Origin of the sequence: uncultured Clostridium sp. (assembly GCF_963527835.1) — a bacterium.
GTDB lineage: Bacteria > Bacillota > Clostridia > Clostridiales > Clostridiaceae > Clostridium.
The window spans coordinates 57,211-80,532 of the sequence record NZ_CAURTC010000010.1; the positions used below are offsets into that span (position 1 = coordinate 57,211).

A 23,322-nucleotide genomic window follows, 5' to 3' on the forward strand; every position below is an offset into this window, starting at 1 on the left:
CATGACTAATCCGCATATTAATATTAAGTAATTTTTATTATCTAAACAATTATTTATATGTTGAGAATTCGGTTTATGCATATTATTATTATTCACATTTTTTCCTATTTCATACTTTTAATCTTGATTTGCGCTTTATTTTTAAAAATTAAAATAACCATTACAAATACTGTAATTGGATAGTCCAAACAAGTCATAAAAATGCGATTATTATTACCTCTAAAATTATATATTTAAAAACAAGTAAAGTCATAGAGATACTTTAATTTATTCCCTATGACTTTACATGTTTTAAATTATTTATCTATATAATTTAGTAATTAAAGTTTACTCTCTTATTTGCCTTTTACCTCATCCCAAGTTACAGATTTTGAATTAGAAGATGTTTGTTCTTCTGCAACTCCATCTAAAGTTACGGTTCCATTATTGATGCATTTGATTGCTGTTTTTCTTTGTTCTTTATCCCAATTGTTACCTATAATACTCCAGTTATTATCACATTTAGGAGTTATAGTTCCACCTTTAACATCTTTGATATATTGTCCAATTAAATCTCTTATTCTTCCTTCACCTAATCCTGCAGTTTCTTCTGATTTTCCTACAAGTGTTGGAAGTTGTTCACCTTCTTTAAAGATAACTCCAGGAGTTAATAATTGAGTTGCCCCTCTATAATTATTAACTGTTAAATAAAGTTCATCTGAATCATTTATTTTGCTTCCATCTATTTTAGTTAAATTAACTATTCTGTTTCCAGCATCCTTTGATATATCTACGTTGTATTTTAATCCAGCAAACATATCAAAATTATATCCTGGTGTATTGGGATTAAATGAAACTGTTAAATCTCCAGGGTTATATTTATTATAATAAGCAAAAGACCATTCCATATACTTTTTAAGTTGACTTCCTGTTATTTTAAGTGCATATAATGTGTTATCAAACTTATATATATTAGCAGTGTCACATTTCTTTATAGGACCTTCTACTATGTTTTGTCCATCTTTAAATACTGCTGCAGATGAAACGTCTATTTTATGATTTGCTACCTTTTCTCCATAATACATTTGAACTTCATTTATTAAGCTAAGCATTGGAGTAGGCTCTATTTTAGCTTGATCTATTCCTTTAACTTCATTTGCTGGTGTTAAATTACCACCCTTTAATTCACCAATTAATGTATTTGCATCATCAATTGCTCTCTTATTATAACTTTCTAATGATTTTACAATCTCTTCATCAGGTTTAACAGGTGTTCCATTTTTAGGAGCCATTTCATAAAAACCTGTAGTTATATCCTTTGATTTATCTGCAACTACATATTTACCTTTAGAATCTTTAGTTAAGTTAATATTAATTTGTCCAATAGCTTTAGCCCATTTAGAAGCTTCAACTATTACTGTTCCATTAGCTTTTGCTTTATCATAATCTGCTACAGTTGCTTGTCCTATTGTTCCATCTTTTATCACTGTAGTAACTTTATTGTCTTTAGGATTTAAAGAATATATCTTATGATTATAATAATAATCATTAGTTATTTTTACATGGAAATGTGCTGCTACAAAAGCTGTTATTTCTGGACATTGTTCTAATATTTCAATAGCACTTGATCCTTCTGTACCATATTCTTGAGTTTCTCCAATATGATCAACAGCAATTATTGTGTCTACATTTTTCTTTTTAAGTTCTGCAATTGCAGCCTTAGTTTCTTCAACTGGATTAGTAACCTTATATCCCTTTAAATTAACTGAGTCCCATTTAGTAATATTAGGTGTTACCATACCTATTATTCCTACCTTAACTCCACCTTTTTCAACTATTGTATAAGGTGCTGCAATTCTTGTTTTGCCGTCAGTATCATATACATTTCCGCATAATACAGTACCTTTAACTTGTTTAATTATATTTTTTAAAGTTGGCATGCCATAATTAAATTCATGATTTCCTAAAGTAAAAGTATCATATCCTATTTTATTCATAGCCTCTATCATTGGATTACTTGAATCGTTTATAAATAAAGCTTGTGAATTATCTTGTAAACTATCTCCTGCATCAACAAGTATTGTATTAGGATTTTTAGCTCTTAACTCCTTAACTGCAGTTGATATTTGAGCAAGACTACCAGAATTATCAGCAACATTTACAGCATAATCGTATGGTAAAAATCTACCATGAGTATCTGTAGTTGTTAAAATTTGCAAGTTAACGCTTTCATTTTTAGTCGCAGCATTTGCTGTAATAGGTATAAATAGAGTAAATATCATCATGGATGCTACTATTGATGATAAAAATTTTTTATTTTTAGAACGTCTAAACATTAAACTTATCCTCCCATATTTTAAATTTTATTCATTTATATTTTATATATAGAAAATTATAACATAATGTTTTTTATAAAAGAAGACATACTCATGTAATCAATATCATAATTATGATAATCTTTACAATTCTATATCTAATATATATATCTTTTAATATTTTATAGCTTGTTTACTTAATAAATATATAATTTAAATTGCAAAAAATTAAATAAAAAAGAGATGAATTAACATCTCTTTAACTAATTAGATATTTATTTATAATACTTTTAATACTTTTAATAATTTTAAAAGTAAAATTTTTTAAATTCTATTTGAATTTTTTTCTCTTAAATTTGCTTACAAACAATAACGATGCTCCACTTAATATAACTAAACCAGCTAATAGTAATAAATATTTTTTGTTTTGTTCACTATTATCGTTCTGTTGAAAATCAGGTCTGTGCATATTATTTCCTGCAGATTTACTTTTATTATTTGTATTTACTTCTGTTTCATTAACTTGATTATTTGGATTCTCATTATTAACTTCAGTAGTATTTTCTTGCTTTTGTTGCATCATATCTTCATTTGAAATATTTGCATTAGTATTGTCTTGGTTTATCACATTAGGCACTTCTTTATTAATATTTTCATTAGTAACTTGCGTATTCTCTACATTATCTTTATTTGTAATTTCAGCAGAAACTTTTTGCTCAGTATTTTGAGTAGCATTATTTGTCTTATTTCCTGGCATTCCTTTGCCACCACCCATATCACCTAAGGCAGTCATATTTACTGTTGATTCTATAGTTCCATAAGTTGTTGATGGTTGTTCTCCATTTAATTGAGCTAATACACTTTTAGTTCTGTCTTCTCCGAATTTTATCATTTCAGGGATTGAAGCTTTATATTCCTCGTATGTACAAAATGCTGTTGGATCATTTTCAACATAACTACTAATTAAATTATCTATCTTATTAACTAAATTTTCATAATAGCCACTATTGAAATACTCATCTCCTATTTGTTTTAAATAAGTATGATACATTTCTTTATATTCATCTACTTCTAACAGCTTACCTATTAATGGCATACTTGATAAGTCTCCTGAGACAGGATTATCAATTGGAAAGTTTATTATACTTGATCCACCCGAAGCATTGCCTTGATCTCCACCATTACCACCTCTTGCACCAAATCCTCCAAATGAAAGATTTAAATCCCAAGGTAGTATGTGACATTTTCCATCTTTCTCATATAAATAATAGTTATGATACATCGCACCTGAATAACTATCTAAATTTATTACAAAAGTATTTACTGCAAAATATTTCAGTACTTCTTCAACGTCAAGTACATCTTCTAAATTGGTTCCATCATTAAGGTTCTTAAACATATTTATTACTTTTTTAAAATCAGTATCTGTTGTTCTTTTAAGTACCGCGCTTTCTCTTACTATTGAATAACTGCTAATATTATCATCTATATAAACAAAATCAGCACCTTCAACAGCTCTTCCACCCATCTTTCCACCACCCATTTGTGGCATTTCATTATTAATATTTTCATTATTTGATGCATTTTCTTTAATTTTCTCATTTACTGTATTAACTTCTTGTGAAACATTCCGTTCAACATTTGTACTAATATTTTCTTGTGCTTCTGGCATTTGCATACCTTGCATTTGAGGCATATTTTCTAAATTTTGTTGAGCATTTTCTGTATCTTTAGCATTTGTGTTTTGTTCCATGCCTTGTGATGGCATAGTCATATTGTCTTGATTATTTTCCATATCTGGAGGTGGACCTGTTGGTCTTTCTCCTCCATTTGGTGGATTTCCTCCTTGATTACCACCACCATTTCCACCTGCATTATTTACTCCCATAGTTTCTGGTTTATATAAATTTCCTTCATTAGTTCCAAAGTTATTTTCTAAATACCTTTCATCTATAACTTCTATTGCTAAATATAATCCCCAGTTTTCATTATTCACAGTTATATTACTATAAGACATTTCTGGAGTTGCAACGCCTAAAGATTCATATAAATCATAAGTAATATACTCTTTCATATAGGTGCTGTCTTGAATTATATTATTAAGTACAATACTTTCAAGTCCATGATAAGTTTGCCCATCTACATATTTATCAAATTTAATTTTAAAACTATACCTATCAGTAGTATCGTCAGATGCTACTGATGTAAGACTTGTATTTCCCTTTGGTCTTATTCCTACATTATAAAATGTTTCTCCATTAATAGTTATATTACAACTACGAAATTCTTCATTAATAGCATTTTCTATTAACCAATTCCAATCACTCTCATTTATATCAATGTCTATATTGGTGATACTATCCTCATCCAAAACAGTTGATAATGTCTTTTGAGCAATGCTTGATTTTTCTATTCCTTTATTATTAACTACTAATGAAAAAATAAGTATTACAGCTACAATCATGCTAGTTATAGAAATATACCATTTATACTTTTCTTTAATCACTCATACATCACCTCTATCCTAATATTATCTAATCCCAAAGCTTTACTTTAAATAAATGTTCATATCTTTAAACAAAGCTAACTCTAAAAGTAAACCCAACTAGCATACGCTCGCTGGGTGTTTTTTTATTCGTTATGTTTTAGCAGTGTGTTTACATATCCTTAAGTGAAGTTACATATATCAACACCTATTTAAAACATAGTCTTTTTTATTAAATAAGTTTATTTTTGAGTCATTTTTTATCTGAAATCCGATTCATATTCTTTCCCTAAATAAGTTCGACTTACCAAATATAAAATGCACTGTGTGAAAATTTGGACACTTACTTTTGGAGTCATTTTTTATCTGAAACTCGACTCACATTCGTTCCCTGAGTAAGTTTGACTTGCCAAATGTAAAATTCGGAGTCTCACTTATGACATGTAGTCTCCATTGTAACTAACTAATACTACATTAGATATTCCTTCTAATTTAGATATACTATTTACAAAATCGGTTGATTTCTTTTTAAGTCCTATTTCTACTGTCATTTCAATCCCATTCACTGGTGAAATTGTTTTTGATTTAACATTATACTTGTCTACATTTTTTGAAAGCACTCTTAATGCAGTATTTTCTGAATCATCATCTTCACAATTAATTACTAATATATATGGATTGTTTGAAGTCTTCTTATTAACAAATAAAATCATAACTATTCCTATAAATATTGATCCTAAAATAGCTAATGGAATTAAACCTGCACCAATTACTATACCTACACTTATTGACCAGAATAAAAATGCTATATCAATTGGTTCTTTTATTGCACTTCTAAAACGAACTATAGATAAAGCACCAACCATACCAAGTGATAATACTACATTAGATGTTACTGCTAATATAATTAACGTTGTAATTAAACTAAGTGCTAAAAGGGAAATTGCAAAACTTTCAGAATACATTACCCCTTTAAATGTTTTTTTGTAAACCTGCATTATGAATAGTCCTATTACAAAAGCTAATGCTAATGCTATAAACATATCTAAAAAAGATACTTGTGTTAATTTTTCTGCAAAACTTGATTTAAAAATGTCATTAAAATTAGTGGTTGTTTGTGTCATTAATATTCCTCCTTTGATCTTTTCAAAATTTTATTATCCATATATTCTGGCAGCTTCATACTTTGATATAGAAGTCGGCCTACGTTCATTTACTTGTATAATATCTTGAATTACCTGTGGTAAAAATTCATCAAATTTGACTTCTAATACAATATGCTTGTTATCTATTGTTTCTATAGTTGGTAGATCATTATCAAATAAATTCTTACTTTGTACTCCTGTTCTAACTGACTTATCAAATGTTATACGCACATTTCCAATTGGATATATATATGCTTCTCTAGTGTAGTCAACTATTGTCTTAGGCCGTAATAATTGACCTTTTATCTGAGCATATAAATCAACAAACAATTTATCATTTGAATACTTTAAGAATTCTATATCACCATTTATAATCTTTTCACATTCCTCTTTGCTAATGCGAGTACTATCTTTTAAGCATAAACCTCTTATTTTCGACTTTTTTTCTAGTCTTATAAATTCATGATTATCATTGTAAAATCTTATACGAAATTTATCTCTTTTACTTAACCCAATAACCTTCTCCATTAATACCTTGTCATAGGCATTATCAAAATATAAACTTCTTATTCTATATTCATTATCTTTATTAGCATTTTTATCTATATGCATAACACTTCTTATCCTACTTTTTATTGCTAAGTAATCTGAAAAATTTATATAATGCTTTAATTCATGTCTAAACTTTTTTTCTTCCATATGTTCACCTCCAATCTATCTTACAATTTAGATTTTATACAATCAGTCTTAATGTTAGCTTAACGATAATTAATTTTATTAAAATTAATCTCTAAACAAGATAAACTTCATCTAGTTTATAATTTGAGTTATCTACAAGTTTTCAACAACATAATTTTACAAATAATAAAAAAGCAACCATTTAGTTTTATATATGAAAACCAAATAATTGCTTTTACTAATCTAATTCTATTTTAAATACGTGTTTATATATGGCATAGACAAAGTGGCATACATAAACATCCTGTTAAAACATACCTAAACTATTTTATAATTTTAGGAATGCTTAATATAAATTCAGACCCTTCTCCATATTTAGAATTTACTTTTAGTTTAATCCCAAAATTCTTAGTAATAGATTTTAATAAACTCAGTCCTATACCTGTTCCAGAAATATTCTTTCCTCTAACTTCTTTACTTCTATAGAATCTATCAAATATACGATTTTGATCTTCTTCTTTAATACCTATTCCATCATCCTTAACTGTTACTTTTATGTTTTTAGCTAAGTCTTCAACAATTAATTTTATAGAGTCACCTTCTTTTGTATACTTAAATGCATTTTCAAGTAATATAATAATAGCTCTTTTTATTTTGTCAGATTCCCATGATACTATAACATCATTTTGTGACTTAATAATCTCAAAATCTCGATCTTTAATTTCTGCTAAATCAATATAAAATTCACTTATTTCATCAATAAATTTATCTAAACTAAAGCTTGTTATGTTTAAACTTAATTCTAAATCTTCTTTTGATAATAATAGCAAATCATTATTAAGCTTTTCTAATCCCCTAATTTCGCTCATCATCTTTGATATATGTTCAAAATGATCATCAATAGTATCATCCGGTGAATGAGCTAACAATTCTACTTTACCTTTAATTACTGCTACTGGTGTCCTCATTTCATGAGAAGCATCCTGAACAAAATAAATTTGCTTTTCATAAGCTTTTTTAACAGGTTTTATAACCTTTGAAGCAAGATATGCCGCCAAAGCACTAGAAATTATTATTAATATAACTAAACTAAAGAAAATAGAATTTCTTAATCTATTTATTGAGTGAATTTCAACATCAATATTAGCAATAACCTGAATTTTTCTTTCACCATTAGTTACAGTAATTCCTCGAAAGTTATACCCATTATATTGAAAGTTAACCATTTTTTCATTAGAATCATTTGGTAGTGTTGGTAAATTATCCTCACTAAAATACAAAGTATTGCTCATGCTTTCAAATATATCATTGTTATATGATATTAAAATTAAATTTGGTGGAATTTTTATAGGTTTCCCGTCAGGTATCATATCAAAATTATAATGTTTTTCTTTTTCATCTCTATCAATTCTAATTATTTCTTCACCTAAAAATATTTTTTTCTGGTCAATCAGTTGGCGATCGACATTGTCTAATAATTTAGATTTATAAAAAGCTTGAGTTATTAATGCAAATATAATTAAACACAATAAAACTATTCCTATACTTATAGCAGTAATTCTTCTTTTAGTAGATAAGAATATATCTTTTTTCATCAAAATCAATCTCCAATACTTTCATCTAATAAATATCCCATTCCACGTTTAGTTACTAAATATTTATCATAACTATATTTCGAAAGTTGTTTTCTTAATCTACTGATATAAACTTCTATTATTTCAGTGGCTGCATCACTATTATATCCACATATATTATCAAATATTTGCTCCTTAAATAATAATACTCCCTTATTTATAACTAAGTACTCTAAAAGCTTATATAACTTTTCATTTAATTCTAATTCTCCATTATTTATATAAACCTTCTTAATTTTCATATCAATTTGCATATTTTTAAATTCAAGTATATTAGATTTCTTTATCTTACCCATACTTTTAAGAATTGCAATTATTCTAGCTTTTAATTCTTCCATAAAGAATGGCTTAGTTAAATAGTCATTTGCACCTAAATTAAAAGCTTTTAGCTTATCTCCAAGTTCTTCTTTTGCTGTTAATATAATTACTCCAGTATTTAATGTTTTTTTAGACATATAGCTTAATACACTCATTCCATCAACTTCTGGTAACATTAAATCTAAAATAACAATATCATAACTATAGGTATTTAAATATTGAATAGCATCTGAACCATCGTACACAGGTTTGATATCAAATTCATTTCCAAAATACTCTACTATATTATTACTTATTTCTATATTGTCCTCTACTAATAATATACTTATCATAAATTCACCCCATTTTTATTTTTTAATTAAGCCTAGGCCCTAATGTTTAAAATTATATTTATATTCTAGTTTAAATACTTATCAAAAATATATAAATCCTAATTAAAATACTTATTAATATTTTTACAACTTAGATATAATATATAATATTTTATTTAAATTATATATTAGTTTTCTTAATACTTACTTAACTAGATATTTTTATAAATTATAGTAAAATATCTAGTTATCATTTATTGGCATTATGGATAATAATTATTATTTAATATTGACTCATTTTAATTAAGATGTTTTAATTTAATAAATAAGAATTTAAAGCATATAAGGAGAAAATATATATGGATAACAATTTAAATAAAGATATTTTAGATAAAATAACAAAGACTTGCACTTGTAAAAGTATAACTAGAGCAAAAATTAAAGAAGCTATAGTAAATGGTGCTTCAACTTACGAAGAAGTTCAAAAAGCAACTGGTGCAGGATCAGGATGTTGCAAAGGAAGAAAATGTTCAGAAAAAATAAATGATTTAATAAAGGAACTAAATAAGTAGATGTTGATATATGCATAAGCAAAGCTGGACTGAGTAATTGAACTTAGGAATACTAAAATGAGTATAGTCCCATTTTAGCTTGCTCTCAATATAAAATTGTTGAATTAATTGCTTGTCAAAAGTGAATGTCCAAATTTTATATTTGGTAACACGAACTTTCACATAGTACAATATTTCATTGGGAACATGCATTAATTAGATTAATATATATTTTAGTGTTCTTAAGTGAGAGTCAAAATTTTATATTTTGTTTCTCGAACTTACTCAGCGACTATATAGGAGTCGAGTTTCCTTTTAAGCCCCCAGTCCACGAGCTTTATACTATAATATCAATGCTATACTAAAGCATATTAAAATAATTAAATACTAATTAGACTATTATGTTATAATCATATAAGATATTTAAAGAAAAATTATAGACCAGTTTTATTCTGGTTTATAATTTTTTTAGGCTTTATTTTAATTGAGTATTTATTATTACGATAGGCTCATTAAAAAAGACTTTTCTTAATAACTAAGAATAAGGCCTATTATTAAATATAATATTTATTTTGGAAGGGGTCTTTTTAATATGGCAAGTAAATTTTATTTACATAAGGGACGTAGCGGTAAAGCTGAACAAGGTCGTCCTTGGATTTATACTGATGAAATTAATGAATATGACGGTGAATATGAAAATGGTGATATCGTAGAAGTATACAATCACAAAGGTTACTTTATAGGTAAAGGTTACATAAATGATAAAAGTAAAATAACTATAAGAATAATGTCAAGAGATATAAATGAAGATATAGATGAGGAATTCTTTAAGAAGAGATTTAAAACAGCTTTTGAATATAGAAGAAGTATTATTGATGATTCATCTTGTAGAATGATATTTGGAGAAGCTGATTTTCTTCCTGGATTAACTGTTGATAAATTTGAAGATTATTATGTAATTCAAATTTCTACACTTGGAATGGATCAATATAAAGATTTAATTGTTAAAGTATTAGTTAATGAATATAATGCTAAAGGTGTATATGAAAGAAGTGACATAGCAACTAGAGAAATAGAAGGTTTAGAACAAACTAGAGGATTTTTAACTGAACCTTTTGATACTAATGTTGAAATTGTTGAAAATGGAGTTAAGTACATAGTTGATCTAGCAAATGGCCAAAAAACTGGTTTCTTCTTAGATCAAAAAGAAAATAGAGCTGCTATTCATAGAATATGTAAGGATAAAGACGTATTAGATTGCTTTACTCATACTGGTTCTTTTGCTTTAAACGCAGGTATTGCTGGTGCAAAATCAGTTCTTGGAATAGATGTTTCCCAGCATGCTATAGACTGTGCTAATAAAAATGCTGAATTAAACAATCTTCAAGATACAGTTAAATTTGAATGTCATAATGCTTTCGATGTTCTTCCTGCATGGTCAAGAGAAGAAAAGAAATTTGACGTTGTAATACTTGATCCTCCTGCATTTACAAAGTCTAGAAATACTATTAATGCAGCCAAAAGAGGATATAAGGAAATTAACTTAAGAGGTTTAAAATTAGTTAAACATGGTGGTTACTTCATAACTTGTTCTTGCTCTCATTACATGAATGAAGAACTTTTAAAGAAAACTATTGTAGAAGCTTGCCAAGATGCTAATAAACTTATAAGACAAGTAGAATTTAGAACTCAATCTTGTGATCATCCAATACTTTGGAATTCAGATGAAAGTTACTATTTAAAATTCTTCATATTCCAAGTATTTGATAAAACAAAACTATAAAAAAGTAGCTAAGTTTTAGTAGAGTGTTGATATATGTATAAGCAACGTGGACGGAGTAATTGAACTTAAGAACACTAAAATGATTATAGTCCCATTAAGAGTTCTAAAAGCCAATTACAATGCCACTTTGCCTATTACATATATCAACACATATTAAAAACTTAGCCTTTTAATTTTTAACTAAATCCATTCTTACTCTTAACATTTAATATAGTTTTTAAACTTCAAGAAGTCTATAATTTAACTATCTTATTTCCATCATAAATTGGAACTACATCTATTATGCTTTTTTTTATGCAATATTCTATATCTTTATCTAATTTTAAAGATCTCATAACTGAATAATGTCTCGCTTCTTTAACGTAATTTATAATATCCTTATTGCTTTCATAAATCATATTTGAAGTCTTAGCTATGTCTGTAAGTTCTATATTACTTTTTTCTTTTAACATAGTATTAATTATATATCCTCCACAAATATAATCATCCATAGAGAATTCTCCATTAGTTCCTGCGTTTACTATAACAATATCTTCGTTAAATTCTAATAATTTTTTAGCTACAGCTTCTGCATTTATCATTGCTGCTATAACAATCTTTTTGCCTGGTAAACATTTAGTTAATGCTCTAGTTCCATTAGTAGTTGTCATTAAAACTATTTTATTTTTAACCACTTCTTTTGTATATTCTAAAGGTGAATTACTTAAATCAAAGCCTTCTATCTTAACTGCTCTTCTTTCTCCACCTAATATAACTTCACTCTTATCGTATCTCTTCGACTCTTCAAGTGTTTCTTCTACAGTTAAATATGGTATAACTTTTTGGCATCCATTATTAATTGCAGTTGTTATAACTGAAGTTGCTCTAAACATATCTATTACAACAACAACCTTATCTTTTACAATATCATCAGTTATGTAATCTGCTGAAATTAAAACATCTACTCTCATTTAAATATCCCCCATATCAAAATTTTTGCCCTGATATATATCATTATCTTCTAATGTTTTATCTATTGCATTTAATACTTCCCACTTTTTTAAACTCCACATAGGACCTATTAGTAAATCTCTAGGCGCATCACCAGTTAATCTGTGTACCACCATTTCTTTAGGTAACATAGAAACTGCCCTGCAAATTAATTTTATATAATCTTCTTGTGATAAGAATTGCAGTTCACCATTTTCATATAACTCAACCATTTTAGTATCTTTCATTAAATGTAGTAAATGAAGCTTAATTCCTTGAGCTCCAGAATGAGCAATATAATCTATAGTTTTTAACATATCATTTTGGCTTTCACCAGGCAATCCCAAGATAGAATGTACAACAACATCTATATTTCTTTCTTTAAGTCTAGTCATTGCATCATCAAATACTTTTAAATCATATCCTCTATTTATTTTCTTAGCTACATCATCGTTTATAGTTTGCAGACCTAGTTCAACCCATACATATAATTTTTTACTTAATTCCTCTATTAAATCTAATACATCATCCTCTAAACAATCTGGTCTAGTTGCTATTGATAATGCTACAACACCTTCTTGATTTATAGCTTCTTCATACTTCTGTCTTAACTCATCTACTGGAGCATATGTATTTGTATATGCTTGAAAATATGCTATATACTTTCCACTTTTCCATTTGTTAGCCATCATAGTTTTTACATCATTAAACTGACCTGTAATAGAAAAATTTCTACTTCCTGCATAATCTCCAGAACCTCTAGCACTACAGAATACACATCCACCTTTACTTACTTTTCCATCCCTATTAGGACATGAAAATCCACCATCTAAAGATATTTTAAATACCTTTTCTCCAAATTTTTCTCTCAAAAAATAATTTAAACTATGATATCTCTTTTCATTCCAAGAATTATTCATTTTGCCTCCTAAATTTCATCTATACACATTTATAATATTTTTTAAATTACATTCTCTACTTCTTTTCTATTGTAGATTTATTTATGTTTATAGAATAAATACCTGTTAAATCTTCTTTTTCTTCAGGTACTCCCTCTAACAATGTGACTCTAACTATAATTTCATCTTCATCTACATACATAACTCTTACATTATATTTATCTGTTGGAAACTTACTTTTTATATCCAATGAAGATTCTTTTCCGCTTTCTACATTAAATATTTTTAGTCCTACTCCTTCATTATAATTCTTATAAGACACTACCAAATTATCTTCGGCCGCACTAAATACTATTCTCTCTATTTTGCAATCATTTAATATCCCAAAATTCATAACTTTATCAGTTTGAACTTTTTCTATTGCATTGCTTTTATTATCAGATTTATTTTGAGTATCATCTTGGTTACTTCCTATTGTAGTAACTGATTTATCATTCTTTATGTATAGTATTCCAATAAAACTATCTTTCCCATTAGTTGTTGAGTATGCTACCTTATCACCAGAATAACTTAAACCACAACTAGAAAACTTATCACTTGGAATATCTACTCTCTCTAATGGATTATCTCCTTTATTATATACTTGTTTAGGTATATCTGAAAGTTTTAAAATAAGCTTACTTTCTCCTGAACCTGATGTTTGCAATCTTAATTCATTTTCTTTTTCATATGCTTCTACTTCTTCAGCAGCACTTAAATTATTTATTTTGTATTGGTCATTTTCTTTTATAACATCTATTTTATATTTATCTAAATTGTTATTAGGTGAGTAATCTTCACCTCTAAGCACATCAAATGTTATAGATACCTTATCTCCACCATCTGCACTCTTATTTATCTTAAATACTTGTATTTTAGAATTTCCTAAATCGTTTATCTTTGAAGCTGAAGCAAAATCTTTAGTGCAGAATTTTTTTGCCTCCTCAAAATTTTCATTTTGTATCTCCATTAAATATTTTTGAGCAGTTTCAATAGCTTTCTTGCTGTCATATAAATCTATCTTTTCATTATTTGACGTTTTATTACTGCATCCTATCGATATAAAAATCATCATCATAGACATTATTATTAAAATTATCTTTTTCAAAATTGAATACCTCCCTTATTTAGCTCTTTATTTATTTTTCCTAAGAAATGTAGTGTTATGCGAGAATTTAAGAATAAAAGATAACTTTACATTATATACTTATTAGTGAAAATATTGTTAAGGAGAATTTAAATTGAAAAAGAGTTTTGTTAATATATTTCAAGTTGCAGTAGTTTTCATAGGTACTATTGTTGGAGCTGGATTAGCTTCAGGAAAAGAAATCACTGAATTTTTCACATCTTTTGGTCTAAAAAGTTTTTTTGGCATTATAGTATGTGGAATATTTTATATTGTAATTGGATGTATAATCGCTAAAATAAGTATTCATTATGAGTTAAATTCTTATAGTGATTTGATTAATGTGATAAGTCCTAATTATTTAGGCAAATTTACAGGTTTTATAACTACTTTATATCTTATTTCAAGTGCCTCTATAATTTTGGCTGGTAGTGGTGCTCTTATAAATCAATTTTTTGGAATTCCTAAATTAGTTGGATCAATAATAATGATTTGTATAGCTGTATTTTTCTTATTAAGAGGTACTGATGGATTAATTGCAGTAAATTCATTTATAGTTCCATCTTTAATCTGCACAATAACATTGATTACTATTTTATACTTTGTATTTTCTAGAGATGCAGTCTCATTGGAGAGCATGAGACAATTCAAGCCTGTTAAGAGTGGACTTGCTGTATCAGCTATATTATATGCTGGTTATAACACCCTTTGTTGTACTGGTGTACTAGTTCCTCTTAGCAATCAAATGAAAAAACCTAAAACTATGTTTATAGGAATTACTATTGGTGCTATTGGACTAACTTTACTTTGCTTAGCAATAAATCTTATGTTAACAGTAAATCAACCTTATATATACAAATTTGAAATTCCATTACTTCTTGTTGCAAATAGATTTGGTAGCATAATACAAGCTATATTATTAGTGATTATTTGGCTTGAAATGTTCTCTACTGAAGTTTCAGATGTTTATTCAATAAGCAAAACATTAGAACAAACATTTAATATAGACTTTAAAAAAGGTATTTTTATAATTTTAGCAATAGCCCTTCCAATATCTCAAATTGGATTTAGTAATTTAATAACAAAATTATATCCAGCTTTTGGAGTATTAAGTTTAGTATTCGTTCTACAAAGTGTAATATTTTATTTTAAACATAGAAAGGAATTAAAGTAATCTTGATATATATAAGTAAAATGAACGGAGTAATTAAAATTAGGAATGATAGAAATGAGTGTAGTCCTATTTTACCTATTACACGTATCAACATTTTTTTTAAACATAATCATTAAATAATATCTCATGATATAATAAAAAGTATTAGAATTCTGTTTATATTAAATATCGAGGAGATAATTATGAAATATTCAAATATGTTAAAAGAATGTACTCTTTGCTATAGAGGGTGTAAAATTAATAGATTAAATAATGAAATTGGATTTTGTAGAGCTTCTGAAAAGGTGAAAGTTGCAAGAGCTGCCTTACATCTTTGGGAAGAGCCGCCTATTTCATCTGGCAAAGGTTCTGGTACCGTATTTTTTTCACATTGTAATTTAAATTGTGTCTTTTGCCAAAACCATGATATAAGTCAAGAATTTAAAGGAATGGACATATCAATAGAAAGAATTGCTGACATATTTTTAGAACTTCAAGAAAAAGGAGCTAATAACATAAATTTAGTTACCCCAACTCATTATGTACCACAAATAATTGAGGCTCTAGAAATTTCTAAATCTAAAGGATTAAATATACCTATACTATATAATACAAACACTTATGATTCACTTGAAACAATTAAAGCTTTAGATGGATACATTGATGTGTATCTTCCTGATTTCAAATATTTCAATAATAAATATTCTACTAAATATTCTAAAGCTAGTGATTATAGTATAAATGCCATAAAAATTATAGATGAAATGGTACGGCAAACTGGTGAAGTTAACTTTGACTCAGAATCTCATATTACCAAAGGTGTTATTGTTAGACATTTACTTCTTCCAGGCTTACTTTTTGATTCAAAAAAAATTGTAGATTTACTATTTAATAGATATGGGGATAAAATCTATATTAGCCTAATGAATCAATATACACCTATGTTTAAAGCCTGTGATTATCCTGAAATAAATAAGACTCTAAATCCAAATCATTATGATAGCTTAATTGATTATGCCGTAAATATTGGTTTAAAAAATGGCTTTATCCAAGATCAAGGAACTAACACAACAGATTTTGTTCCATCTTTTAATGGTGAAGGAATATAAAAAATAATGTTTTAAATAAAGTGTTTATATATGCATAAGTAAAACTGGACTGAGTAATTGAACTTAGGAATACTAAAATGAGTATAGTCCCATTTTAGCTTGCTCCCAATATAAAATTGAGACAAGCAATAAATGTGACAATACTCATTAAGAATTCTCAAAGTCCAATTCCAATGCCATTTTACCTATTGCATATATAAACGAATATTTAAAAAAGTCTAAAAAAACAAATTAGTCACACTTTAAATTTCATAATCTCTTTAAACTTTAAAAGTTCTATAACTATGCAACAAAAAAGTAATGCTTCAAACAATTTGAAGCATTACTTTATTTTTTCTATACAAAGTAATTAAAACTTGGAATTTCTCTATTTGCTTGTTGTATAGTCATTGGTGGAACAAATATTTTTTGATCAGAACTTTCACCTCTAAGTTCTGCTATTCTTGTAACCCCTACATACACATCTGATATTCTATACCAAGTAGCATAATCAACTACACCTGTTTGTGGTAAATTAAAAATTCCTTGAAATACTTTAACTGCTTCTGCAGTACTAGTACCAAAAACTCCATCCTCAGCCGATTTAGGAATAAGAGGATAATTATTTGATATTCTATTTAGTTGATTTTGTATTGTTTTAACTGGCTCACCAACCGATCCAATAGTTAAATCATAATCTGGATACGATTTAGGACTTCCTTGAACTTTTTCTGCAGTTACAAGTTCAATATCATTTCCATAATAATATTTTAATATTTCATATGGTGGCTTTCCTTGCGCACCTAAGCTTTGACTTCCCCATTGACTTAACCATTCTGGGCAAGAGACAGTTTTTCCATCACAATACTGTGTTAAAAGAGGTTGCTTTCTACCAAATCTTCTAATATAGGTGGAAAATATTTCATCAACAATTAAACTTATGTTATCGTAAGTATTCCTTCCATAATTAAAAGCATGATCATAAGCAGTAGAACTTGTAATATCAAAGTTCTTTCCTTTTCCTCTATACCATTCTGTATATATTCTATTCAAAGTAAATGAAATTATACAAAATATGTTAGCTCTTATTGCATTACTAGACCATGTAGAATATATTTCACAAGATGCAACATTTTTTATATATTCCTTAAAAGGAACTGTATAATTAGGTGCAGAGGTATCATTAGGAACTCCTTGATGTACTATTATATATTCTGGCACTATCGGTTGTGCCAATACAACTCCTGAGCTTGGAGGTGGTAATTTTTTTTCATCATCTTCAGGAATTTTAGGTGGAAAATTACCATTAAGAGTATTGGGTTGAATTTTAATTACTTCCTCTTGCCTTGTAATATTTCTACGTTCAATCAAACTACATCTTTGATAAGCAATCTCTTTCGGAAATATTTGACACCCCTTTATTATTAAAGTTTCAAATCCGTCTCTTTCAACTAAAATATCATATATGCTATAAGGAATTTTATTACTATTTTCATCTAAAGAATATTCAATAGGTGGTGCATCCAAATCTATTTTATCAGTTAATCCAATTGAATTAGTGACTAATTCTATGCTTGATGTTGATGGATTATTTTCATTTAATGAACTTCCTTTTACACTGATTTTAGCGTTATCTACAGGGATATAACTGTCTCCATTAAAACATTGAATTCTCAAATTACCTTTATCTGCCATAACTAACTCCTTAAAATTTTTCCTACGAATATTATATGAAGTAAGACGAGATTTAGTTCCTCTAATTTTGTATTTATCTCATTATATCGTCATTTATTAGGAAGTCTAATAAATAAATTATTTACATAAAACTCATTATTTTTTTCCGAATTAATATATTGATCAATGTCCTCATAATTAATATATCTTTCACATTTATCCTTATTTTCTCTTAATCTATAGTTTCTAAATAATATTTGATTTATTGTATTTTCAATATCATAAATGGTATCATAAGCGCAAACTGTTCCATATCCCCAAAGTGGATTTGGATATTCTATATCAGTTCTTGTTCTATTAGAACTTCTTACTAAATAGTACTTTAATCTTTGTCCATATAAGTACGGATCATTTCCCTTTACTATTCCCCATTCCATAATTAATGCACAGATTCCTGATACCTGAGGTGCTGCCATTGAAGTTCCTGTTTTAGAATCGTATCCTCCATTAGGAGTTGGTCCTAATATATTTACACCTGGCGCAACAAGGTCAGGTCTTATTAAGTTGCTTCGAGCCTGTGGTCCTCTTCCACTAAATGAAGATAAGGTATTTGTAAGTGAATTATAACTTCCTACAGCTATAACATTTTCTACAGTTGCTGGTATTCCTAATGTATTATAATTTATAGGTTCTAAAAATTTAGTCTGAGGATTTAACCCTTCAGATATTGGAAGCCACATTGAAAATGATCCATTATAGTTATTACGAGTAGCAATTTGTATTTTCCATACACCAGTAATTAAATAACTTGATTCTCTAGAAGATATTATTATTTGAATTTCACTATTCAATTCAAATGGCTTTGGTCCAGATACATATATATCATATCTATCACGCCCTATCCCTCCATGAAAGTATCCTTCTTGCATATTTATGCTTCCACTGCTTTGACCAGTTGGTGATATTACATCTAAAGATACATCTGGTAGTATTGACTTATATAAATTTATAACCACTGTACTTTCATCACTAGCAACATTAAATGCTTTAGTTTGAGTTTCATAAAGCTCACCACCTGTATGATGTGCTGCATCACCTTCATTTCCTGCTGCTATAACTATAGTTACTCTTTCTAAATTAGATACTGTGCTAATATATTGTTCTAATAAACTACTGCCATTATGGGCTCCATTATTAGTGCTCAAGCTCATATTAATAACTAAAGGCATATTAGTTTCTTTACTTTTATCTATTAAAAATTTTATTCCTTGCATTATTTGAGAACTTAATATCCAAGTGCCTCTTGCTGCTTTTACCATAGCTATAGATGATTCTGGTGCTGCACCTTTATATGCATCGCTAATATTGCCACCACCACAAGCTATTCCTGCAACATGAGTTCCATGACCTGTATTATCAAAAACCGGAACAATTGAATATGGATCTTTTGATTCTATGGCTTTGTTTATTGACTCTTTATCATAAACTTTTTTCCCGAAACTTAAATCATATATATATTCTATCCTAGTCTTACCATTAGAATCCATAAATGCTGGATGCATATAATCTATCCCTGAATCAATAAACCCTACTAGTGTGCCTTTTCCAGATACTTTATAAATTGATACAGCTTGAGGCACACAGGTTGCTCTATTTCCTTCGCTGTCTGCTTCATATAAGTTCTTAGGCAATTCTATATACTGAATACTATTACTTGTTGCTAATTTAATTAAATTTTTTAGTGGCAAACTAATTAGTCCAAAGTTAAATCCTAAATCTTGAAATTCACCCTCTAGCTCTTTAGCTAATGCTGCTAAATTTTCAGCTGTATCTCTATATAAAATAACAACCTCAATTACTTTACCTAATTCTCCTGAAAAAAACTTTGTATTTATTCTATTTAATATATCTTGTGGTACATTAGTTAATAATCCAATAGCAGTATCAAGTTTAGACGATATTCCGTTAGATTCTGTAATCTCTATTTTAATCAACCCCAACTATTTTTATATAATAAGTTTATGCCCATACATTGATTAATTGAACAAAAAAAGTAGTTATACACTTTTATGTATACAACTACTTAATAAAACTACAGTTTTATTTCTATTCTCTCTAATTTTGCAATTATATTTATCTCTTTTATTTCAGTTGTTTCTGTAAGTAAACTACCACCATTGCTAATTAATAGAACTTTAGAATTACCAAGACTTCTTATTTGTCTTATTTTTCTTTCACCCTTATGATCAATTAAAAAAATACCATTATTACTAAATTCCTTAACCATATGTGCAAAAGCTAAATCACCTTTTAAAATTCTAAATCCAGACATCTCATCATTTTCTATTTCAAGATAAAGAACTTTATCTTGTGGATATCCTTCTACTTTATTAGAATGAACAGTTAATTCTTTTGTACCCTTTGTATTAGATAAAGCATAATTGTATATAGGTACATTTTTTATAACTGAAGCAAAAGCATCAGTCCATACTTCTGATTTTTCAATCTTAGTATTAACTGATTTCCTTAGACTTTCTTTTTCTTTCATTAAGTCCTCATCAGTAACAACCATACTTATATCATTTAAATCAGTTTTTAAGAATTTAGATACTCTTTCTATAAATGATTCATTGGCTACTTTTCTTCCTAATTCAATATCATTTATATATTTTTCTGCCACGCCTAATTTCTTACCCAATACTTTAGCTGATAATCCATTCTTTTCTCTTGCTTGTTTTATTTTTTCTCCTACACGGCTCACTTTACTCTCTCCCCTTTTGCCCCTCTTTATGCCATTCTCTCTCTTCAATTAAATGCTCCAATAAATATTTAAGTGACCAATTACAAGAAACTGGTGTAGTTACAGCTAACACTCCATCACTTGTAAATCCTCTTATATATTTTATTGCGCCCTTTAATTCGCCTTCTGCAAACTTATTAAATATTATCATCTTTTCATCTAGCATATCTTCTGGTTCTTCTACTTGTTCTAAGCCTGATATTAAATCTTTTATCTTAACATTTCCCATGTCTTTGTTAATTTTTATAACTTTTCCATGACGTTGTTTTATTTTATTAATTTCATTATCCTCTAATCCATATGCTAATATACACTTAATGTTAGGAATCATAATATCACCGCCTTCACTTATATATAAAAAAGTGGCTGCACCACGCTTTTTAGTTGAGAGTAGAGAGATGAAAGTTGAAGGTTTGGGTTGAAAGTCTTAAAGACTTTCTAAAATATATATTTTAAAATTTTACTAGAAATTTTTTTCTTAATTCTCCACTTTTCACTCTCAATTTTCAACTAATATTTACTTTAACTTAGATTTTATCAGCCTTTCAAGCTTTAAAATTTCTATAATTTCATATACAGTAAAAAACAACCTATTTAAATATTATTTTTAATAAAGTGTTGATATATATTTAAACAAACACTTTTAAATAATTATATATCAACACATATTTAAAATAGAGCTTTTTATTCTAATGAACTATTCTTCAATTATTTCTGGTTCTCCATAAGTTTCACCTTGAGTATCAACAGTCATCTTTTCAATAACTTGATCTTCATAAGGTCTATCTTGCATATCTCTTTTTGATGCAACTATTTTATCTGCAATTTCAATTCCTTCAATAACTTTACCAAATGATGCATATTGACCATCTAAATGAGGCGCATTTGCAACCATAAGGAAAAATTGACTTCCTGCTGAATCTGGATGCATAGCTCTTGCCATAGATAATACACCTTTGCTATGTTTTAACTCATTTTTGAATCCATTAGATGTGAATTCACCCTTTATACCATATCCTGGGCCACCCATTCCTGTACCTTCTGGGCAACCTCCTTGTATCATAAAACCTGGTATTACTCTATGGAATATTAATCCATCATAAAATCCTCTATTAATTAAATCAATAAAATTCTTAACTGTATTTGGAGCTATTTCTGGATATAATTCAGCTTTTATTGTTCCTCCATTTTTCATCTTTATTGTAACAATTGGATTTGCCATAAAAAATTCTCCTTTCAAACATTACGATATTTAATATATTAAATATATTTATATAGTATAAATATATTTTTTCACTTAGTGCAATTTCATAACATATATTATTAGCTAAAATATTTGCATAAATTCATTTATATGCTAATTAAGAAATTTCTATTAACTTTTTACAAAGTTCTATCATTTTTTCGCTTCCATTTGAATTTATTATAGTTATACTACCTTTCTTATCTTCAGTATTCAATAAATTCTTTTGTTCTAACCTTCTTTTTAATTCTTGAGAAGTGCCAAGTCCACCATCTATTATAGGTATATCTTTGTCAATTAATTTATGCAATATTTCTTTTATAAATGGGTAATGAGTACATCCTAAAACAACTACACCTATATCATTATTTATATATGGCTTAAACTTTTCTTTTAAATATTCTTCTAACTCTTCTCCACTTAGTATACCATTCTCTATAAATTCAACTAATTTAGCACATGGTAATGATACTATATCATAATTCTCACTGTATTTTTCCATTAAAGACTTAAATTTTTTTTCCTTTAAAGTCATAGGTGTAGCCATTATTATTATGTTGCCTTTTCTATTATACTTAGTTGCTAATTTTAATGCTGGCTCTATGCCTATTATAGGAATATTTTTATATTTACTTCTAACTAAATCTATTGCAGCACTAGTTGCAGTATTGCAAGCAACTACAATTGCCTTAACATTCTTTTCTAATAAGCATTCTACTGCATTAGATGTAAGGTTTCTGACCTCTTCAACAGTCTTAACCCCATAAGGTGCATTTTTAGAATCTCCAAAATATATATAATTTTCATTCGGCATTAGACTAATAGCTTCTTTCATTACACTTAATCCGCCTACCCCTGAATCAAAAAATCCTATAGGCCTATTTTTTTTATCCAAAGTGTTCACACTCCAATTTCCCTATATTATCTAATAAACATTTTATTACTTTATTAAAAATAAATCTATATTGAATTGTTTTTTATGTGTACTTTTATTTCATATTTTATTTATAATTGTACTATAATTATTAAATTAAAAATTTAACTTTAAATATATTGACAGTATAGTCTACTTATAATAGAATTTTTATAGCTAATAAATACGAATATTTTTATGTTTTTTTTATCATTTGTT

At 27.5% G+C, this 23,322-nt stretch carries 19 protein-coding genes; 4 read left to right on the top strand and 15 right to left on the bottom strand.

All coding sequences use genetic code 11. The annotated features are described in order from the left end of the window. Window positions 1–335: 335 nt before the first annotated feature. The 6 genes from RYM86_RS07450 to RYM86_RS07475 form a co-directional block, all read right to left on the bottom strand. A complete protein-coding gene (locus RYM86_RS07450) occupies window positions 336–2,315 on the bottom strand; it encodes a 5'-nucleotidase C-terminal domain-containing protein (RefSeq protein ID WP_315079183.1) in 1,980 nt (659 codons plus the stop codon). Window positions 2,316–2,625: 310 nt separating this feature from the next. Continuing rightward, on the bottom strand, window positions 2,626–4,800 hold the full coding sequence (locus tag RYM86_RS07455; protein WP_315079185.1) for a CotH kinase family protein: 2,175 nt from the start codon (window positions 4,798–4,800) through the stop codon (window positions 2,626–2,628). 413 nt (window positions 4,801–5,213) lie between these two features. Then, window positions 5,214–5,903, bottom strand: coding sequence for a DUF4956 domain-containing protein (locus RYM86_RS07460; RefSeq protein WP_315079188.1), 690 nt, complete (start codon window positions 5,901–5,903; stop codon window positions 5,214–5,216). A gap of 33 nt (window positions 5,904–5,936) precedes the next feature. Further along, complete coding sequence (locus RYM86_RS07465; protein WP_315079189.1) at window positions 5,937–6,623, bottom strand: polyphosphate polymerase domain-containing protein; 687 nt, start codon at window positions 6,621–6,623, stop codon at window positions 5,937–5,939. A gap of 302 nt (window positions 6,624–6,925) precedes the next feature. Continuing rightward, window positions 6,926–8,197 (bottom strand): HAMP domain-containing sensor histidine kinase, encoded by a 1,272-nt coding sequence (locus RYM86_RS07470; protein WP_315079191.1) that lies wholly within the window; start codon window positions 8,195–8,197, stop codon window positions 6,926–6,928. Window positions 8,198–8,202: 5 nt separating this feature from the next. Continuing rightward, window positions 8,203–8,886 carry a response regulator transcription factor gene (locus RYM86_RS07475; RefSeq protein ID WP_315079193.1) on the bottom strand — a complete coding sequence of 228 codons (684 nt, stop codon included), beginning with the start codon at window positions 8,884–8,886 and terminating at the stop codon, window positions 8,203–8,205. A gap of 338 nt (window positions 8,887–9,224) precedes the next feature. On the opposite strand from RYM86_RS07475, the gene RYM86_RS07480 reads away from it, so the two are divergent. Continuing rightward, complete coding sequence (locus RYM86_RS07480; RefSeq protein WP_315079194.1) at window positions 9,225–9,437, top strand: (2Fe-2S)-binding protein; 213 nt, start codon at window positions 9,225–9,227, stop codon at window positions 9,435–9,437. A 571-nt stretch (window positions 9,438–10,008) separates the two neighbouring features. Then, entirely contained in the window at window positions 10,009–11,199 is a 1,191-nt protein-coding gene (locus RYM86_RS07485; protein ID WP_315079196.1) for a class I SAM-dependent rRNA methyltransferase, read from the top strand. A gap of 233 nt (window positions 11,200–11,432) precedes the next feature. Here the strand turns inward: RYM86_RS07485 and RYM86_RS07490 are convergent, their stop codons facing one another. From RYM86_RS07490 to RYM86_RS07500, 3 genes are read right to left on the bottom strand one after another with little or no spacing between them, the layout of a single operon-like run. Then, window positions 11,433–12,149, bottom strand: coding sequence for a 2-phosphosulfolactate phosphatase family protein (locus tag RYM86_RS07490; protein ID WP_315079198.1), 717 nt, complete (start codon window positions 12,147–12,149; stop codon window positions 11,433–11,435). Then, window positions 12,150–13,088 carry a TIGR01212 family radical SAM protein gene (locus RYM86_RS07495; protein WP_315079199.1) on the bottom strand — a complete coding sequence of 313 codons (939 nt, stop codon included), beginning with the start codon at window positions 13,086–13,088 and terminating at the stop codon, window positions 12,150–12,152. It lies immediately after the preceding gene. A 55-nt stretch (window positions 13,089–13,143) separates the two neighbouring features. Next, window positions 13,144–14,214, bottom strand: a complete 1,071-nt coding sequence (locus RYM86_RS07500; RefSeq protein ID WP_315079200.1) for a hypothetical protein — start codon at window positions 14,212–14,214, stop codon at window positions 13,144–13,146. A gap of 133 nt (window positions 14,215–14,347) precedes the next feature. On the opposite strand from RYM86_RS07500, the gene RYM86_RS07505 reads away from it, so the two are divergent. Together RYM86_RS07505 and RYM86_RS07510 are read left to right on the top strand one after the other, a co-directional pair. Further along, window positions 14,348–15,406 (top strand): transporter, encoded by a 1,059-nt coding sequence (locus RYM86_RS07505; RefSeq protein WP_315079201.1) that lies wholly within the window; start codon window positions 14,348–14,350, stop codon window positions 15,404–15,406. Window positions 15,407–15,588: 182 nt separating this feature from the next. Continuing rightward, entirely contained in the window at window positions 15,589–16,494 is a 906-nt protein-coding gene (locus RYM86_RS07510; protein WP_315079202.1) for a radical SAM protein, read from the top strand. A 336-nt stretch (window positions 16,495–16,830) separates the two neighbouring features. Here RYM86_RS07510 and RYM86_RS07515 read toward each other — a convergent pair whose 3' ends face one another. The 6 genes from RYM86_RS07515 to murI all read right to left on the bottom strand — a co-directional run bounded on the left by RYM86_RS07515 (window position 16,831) and on the right by murI (window position 23,085). Next, on the bottom strand, window positions 16,831–18,168 hold the full coding sequence (locus tag RYM86_RS07515; RefSeq protein ID WP_315079203.1) for a peptidoglycan-binding protein: 1,338 nt from the start codon (window positions 18,166–18,168) through the stop codon (window positions 16,831–16,833). Between the two features lie 89 nt (window positions 18,169–18,257). Further along, window positions 18,258–20,141 (bottom strand): S8 family peptidase, encoded by a 1,884-nt coding sequence (locus RYM86_RS07520; protein WP_399547432.1) that lies wholly within the window; start codon window positions 20,139–20,141, stop codon window positions 18,258–18,260. 98 nt (window positions 20,142–20,239) lie between these two features. Then, the gene (locus RYM86_RS07525; RefSeq protein WP_315079204.1) at window positions 20,240–20,908 is read right to left on the bottom strand and encodes a helix-turn-helix transcriptional regulator; all 669 of its coding nucleotides are present in this window, start codon (window positions 20,906–20,908) and stop codon (window positions 20,240–20,242) included. Window position 20,909: 1 nt separating this feature from the next. Beyond that, entirely contained in the window at window positions 20,910–21,278 is a 369-nt protein-coding gene (locus RYM86_RS07530) for a DUF3783 domain-containing protein (protein WP_315079205.1), read from the bottom strand. Window positions 21,279–21,644: 366 nt separating this feature from the next. Next, on the bottom strand, window positions 21,645–22,169 hold the full coding sequence (locus tag RYM86_RS07535; protein WP_315079207.1) for a peptidylprolyl isomerase: 525 nt from the start codon (window positions 22,167–22,169) through the stop codon (window positions 21,645–21,647). Window positions 22,170–22,308: 139 nt separating this feature from the next. Further along, window positions 22,309–23,085, bottom strand: coding sequence for a glutamate racemase (murI, locus tag RYM86_RS07540; RefSeq protein WP_315079208.1), 777 nt, complete (start codon window positions 23,083–23,085; stop codon window positions 22,309–22,311). Window positions 23,086–23,322: the final 237 nt, after the last annotated feature.

Coding starts and splice junctions, on each gene's coding strand:
- RYM86_RS07450 (WP_315079183.1), bottom strand. CDS start 2,315: ATGTTTAGACGTTCTAAAAATAAAAAATTTTTATCATCAATAGTAGCA.
- RYM86_RS07460 (WP_315079188.1), bottom strand. CDS start 5,903: ATGACACAAACAACCACTAATTTTAATGACATTTTTAAATCAAGTTTT.
- RYM86_RS07465 (WP_315079189.1), bottom strand. CDS start 6,623: ATGGAAGAAAAAAAGTTTAGACATGAATTAAAGCATTATATAAATTTT.
- RYM86_RS07470 (WP_315079191.1), bottom strand. CDS start 8,197: ATGAAAAAAGATATATTCTTATCTACTAAAAGAAGAATTACTGCTATA.
- RYM86_RS07475 (WP_315079193.1), bottom strand. CDS start 8,886: ATGATAAGTATATTATTAGTAGAGGACAATATAGAAATAAGTAATAAT.
- RYM86_RS07480 (WP_315079194.1), top strand. CDS start 9,225: ATGGATAACAATTTAAATAAAGATATTTTAGATAAAATAACAAAGACT.
- RYM86_RS07485 (WP_315079196.1), top strand. CDS start 10,009: ATGGCAAGTAAATTTTATTTACATAAGGGACGTAGCGGTAAAGCTGAA.
- RYM86_RS07490 (WP_315079198.1), bottom strand. CDS start 12,149: ATGAGAGTAGATGTTTTAATTTCAGCAGATTACATAACTGATGATATT.
- RYM86_RS07495 (WP_315079199.1), bottom strand. CDS start 13,088: ATGAATAATTCTTGGAATGAAAAGAGATATCATAGTTTAAATTATTTT.
- RYM86_RS07510 (WP_315079202.1), top strand. CDS start 15,589: ATGAAATATTCAAATATGTTAAAAGAATGTACTCTTTGCTATAGAGGG.
- RYM86_RS07515 (WP_315079203.1), bottom strand. CDS start 18,168: ATGGCAGATAAAGGTAATTTGAGAATTCAATGTTTTAATGGAGACAGT.
- RYM86_RS07530 (WP_315079205.1), bottom strand. CDS start 21,278: ATGATTCCTAACATTAAGTGTATATTAGCATATGGATTAGAGGATAAT.
- RYM86_RS07535 (WP_315079207.1), bottom strand. CDS start 22,169: ATGGCAAATCCAATTGTTACAATAAAGATGAAAAATGGAGGAACAATA.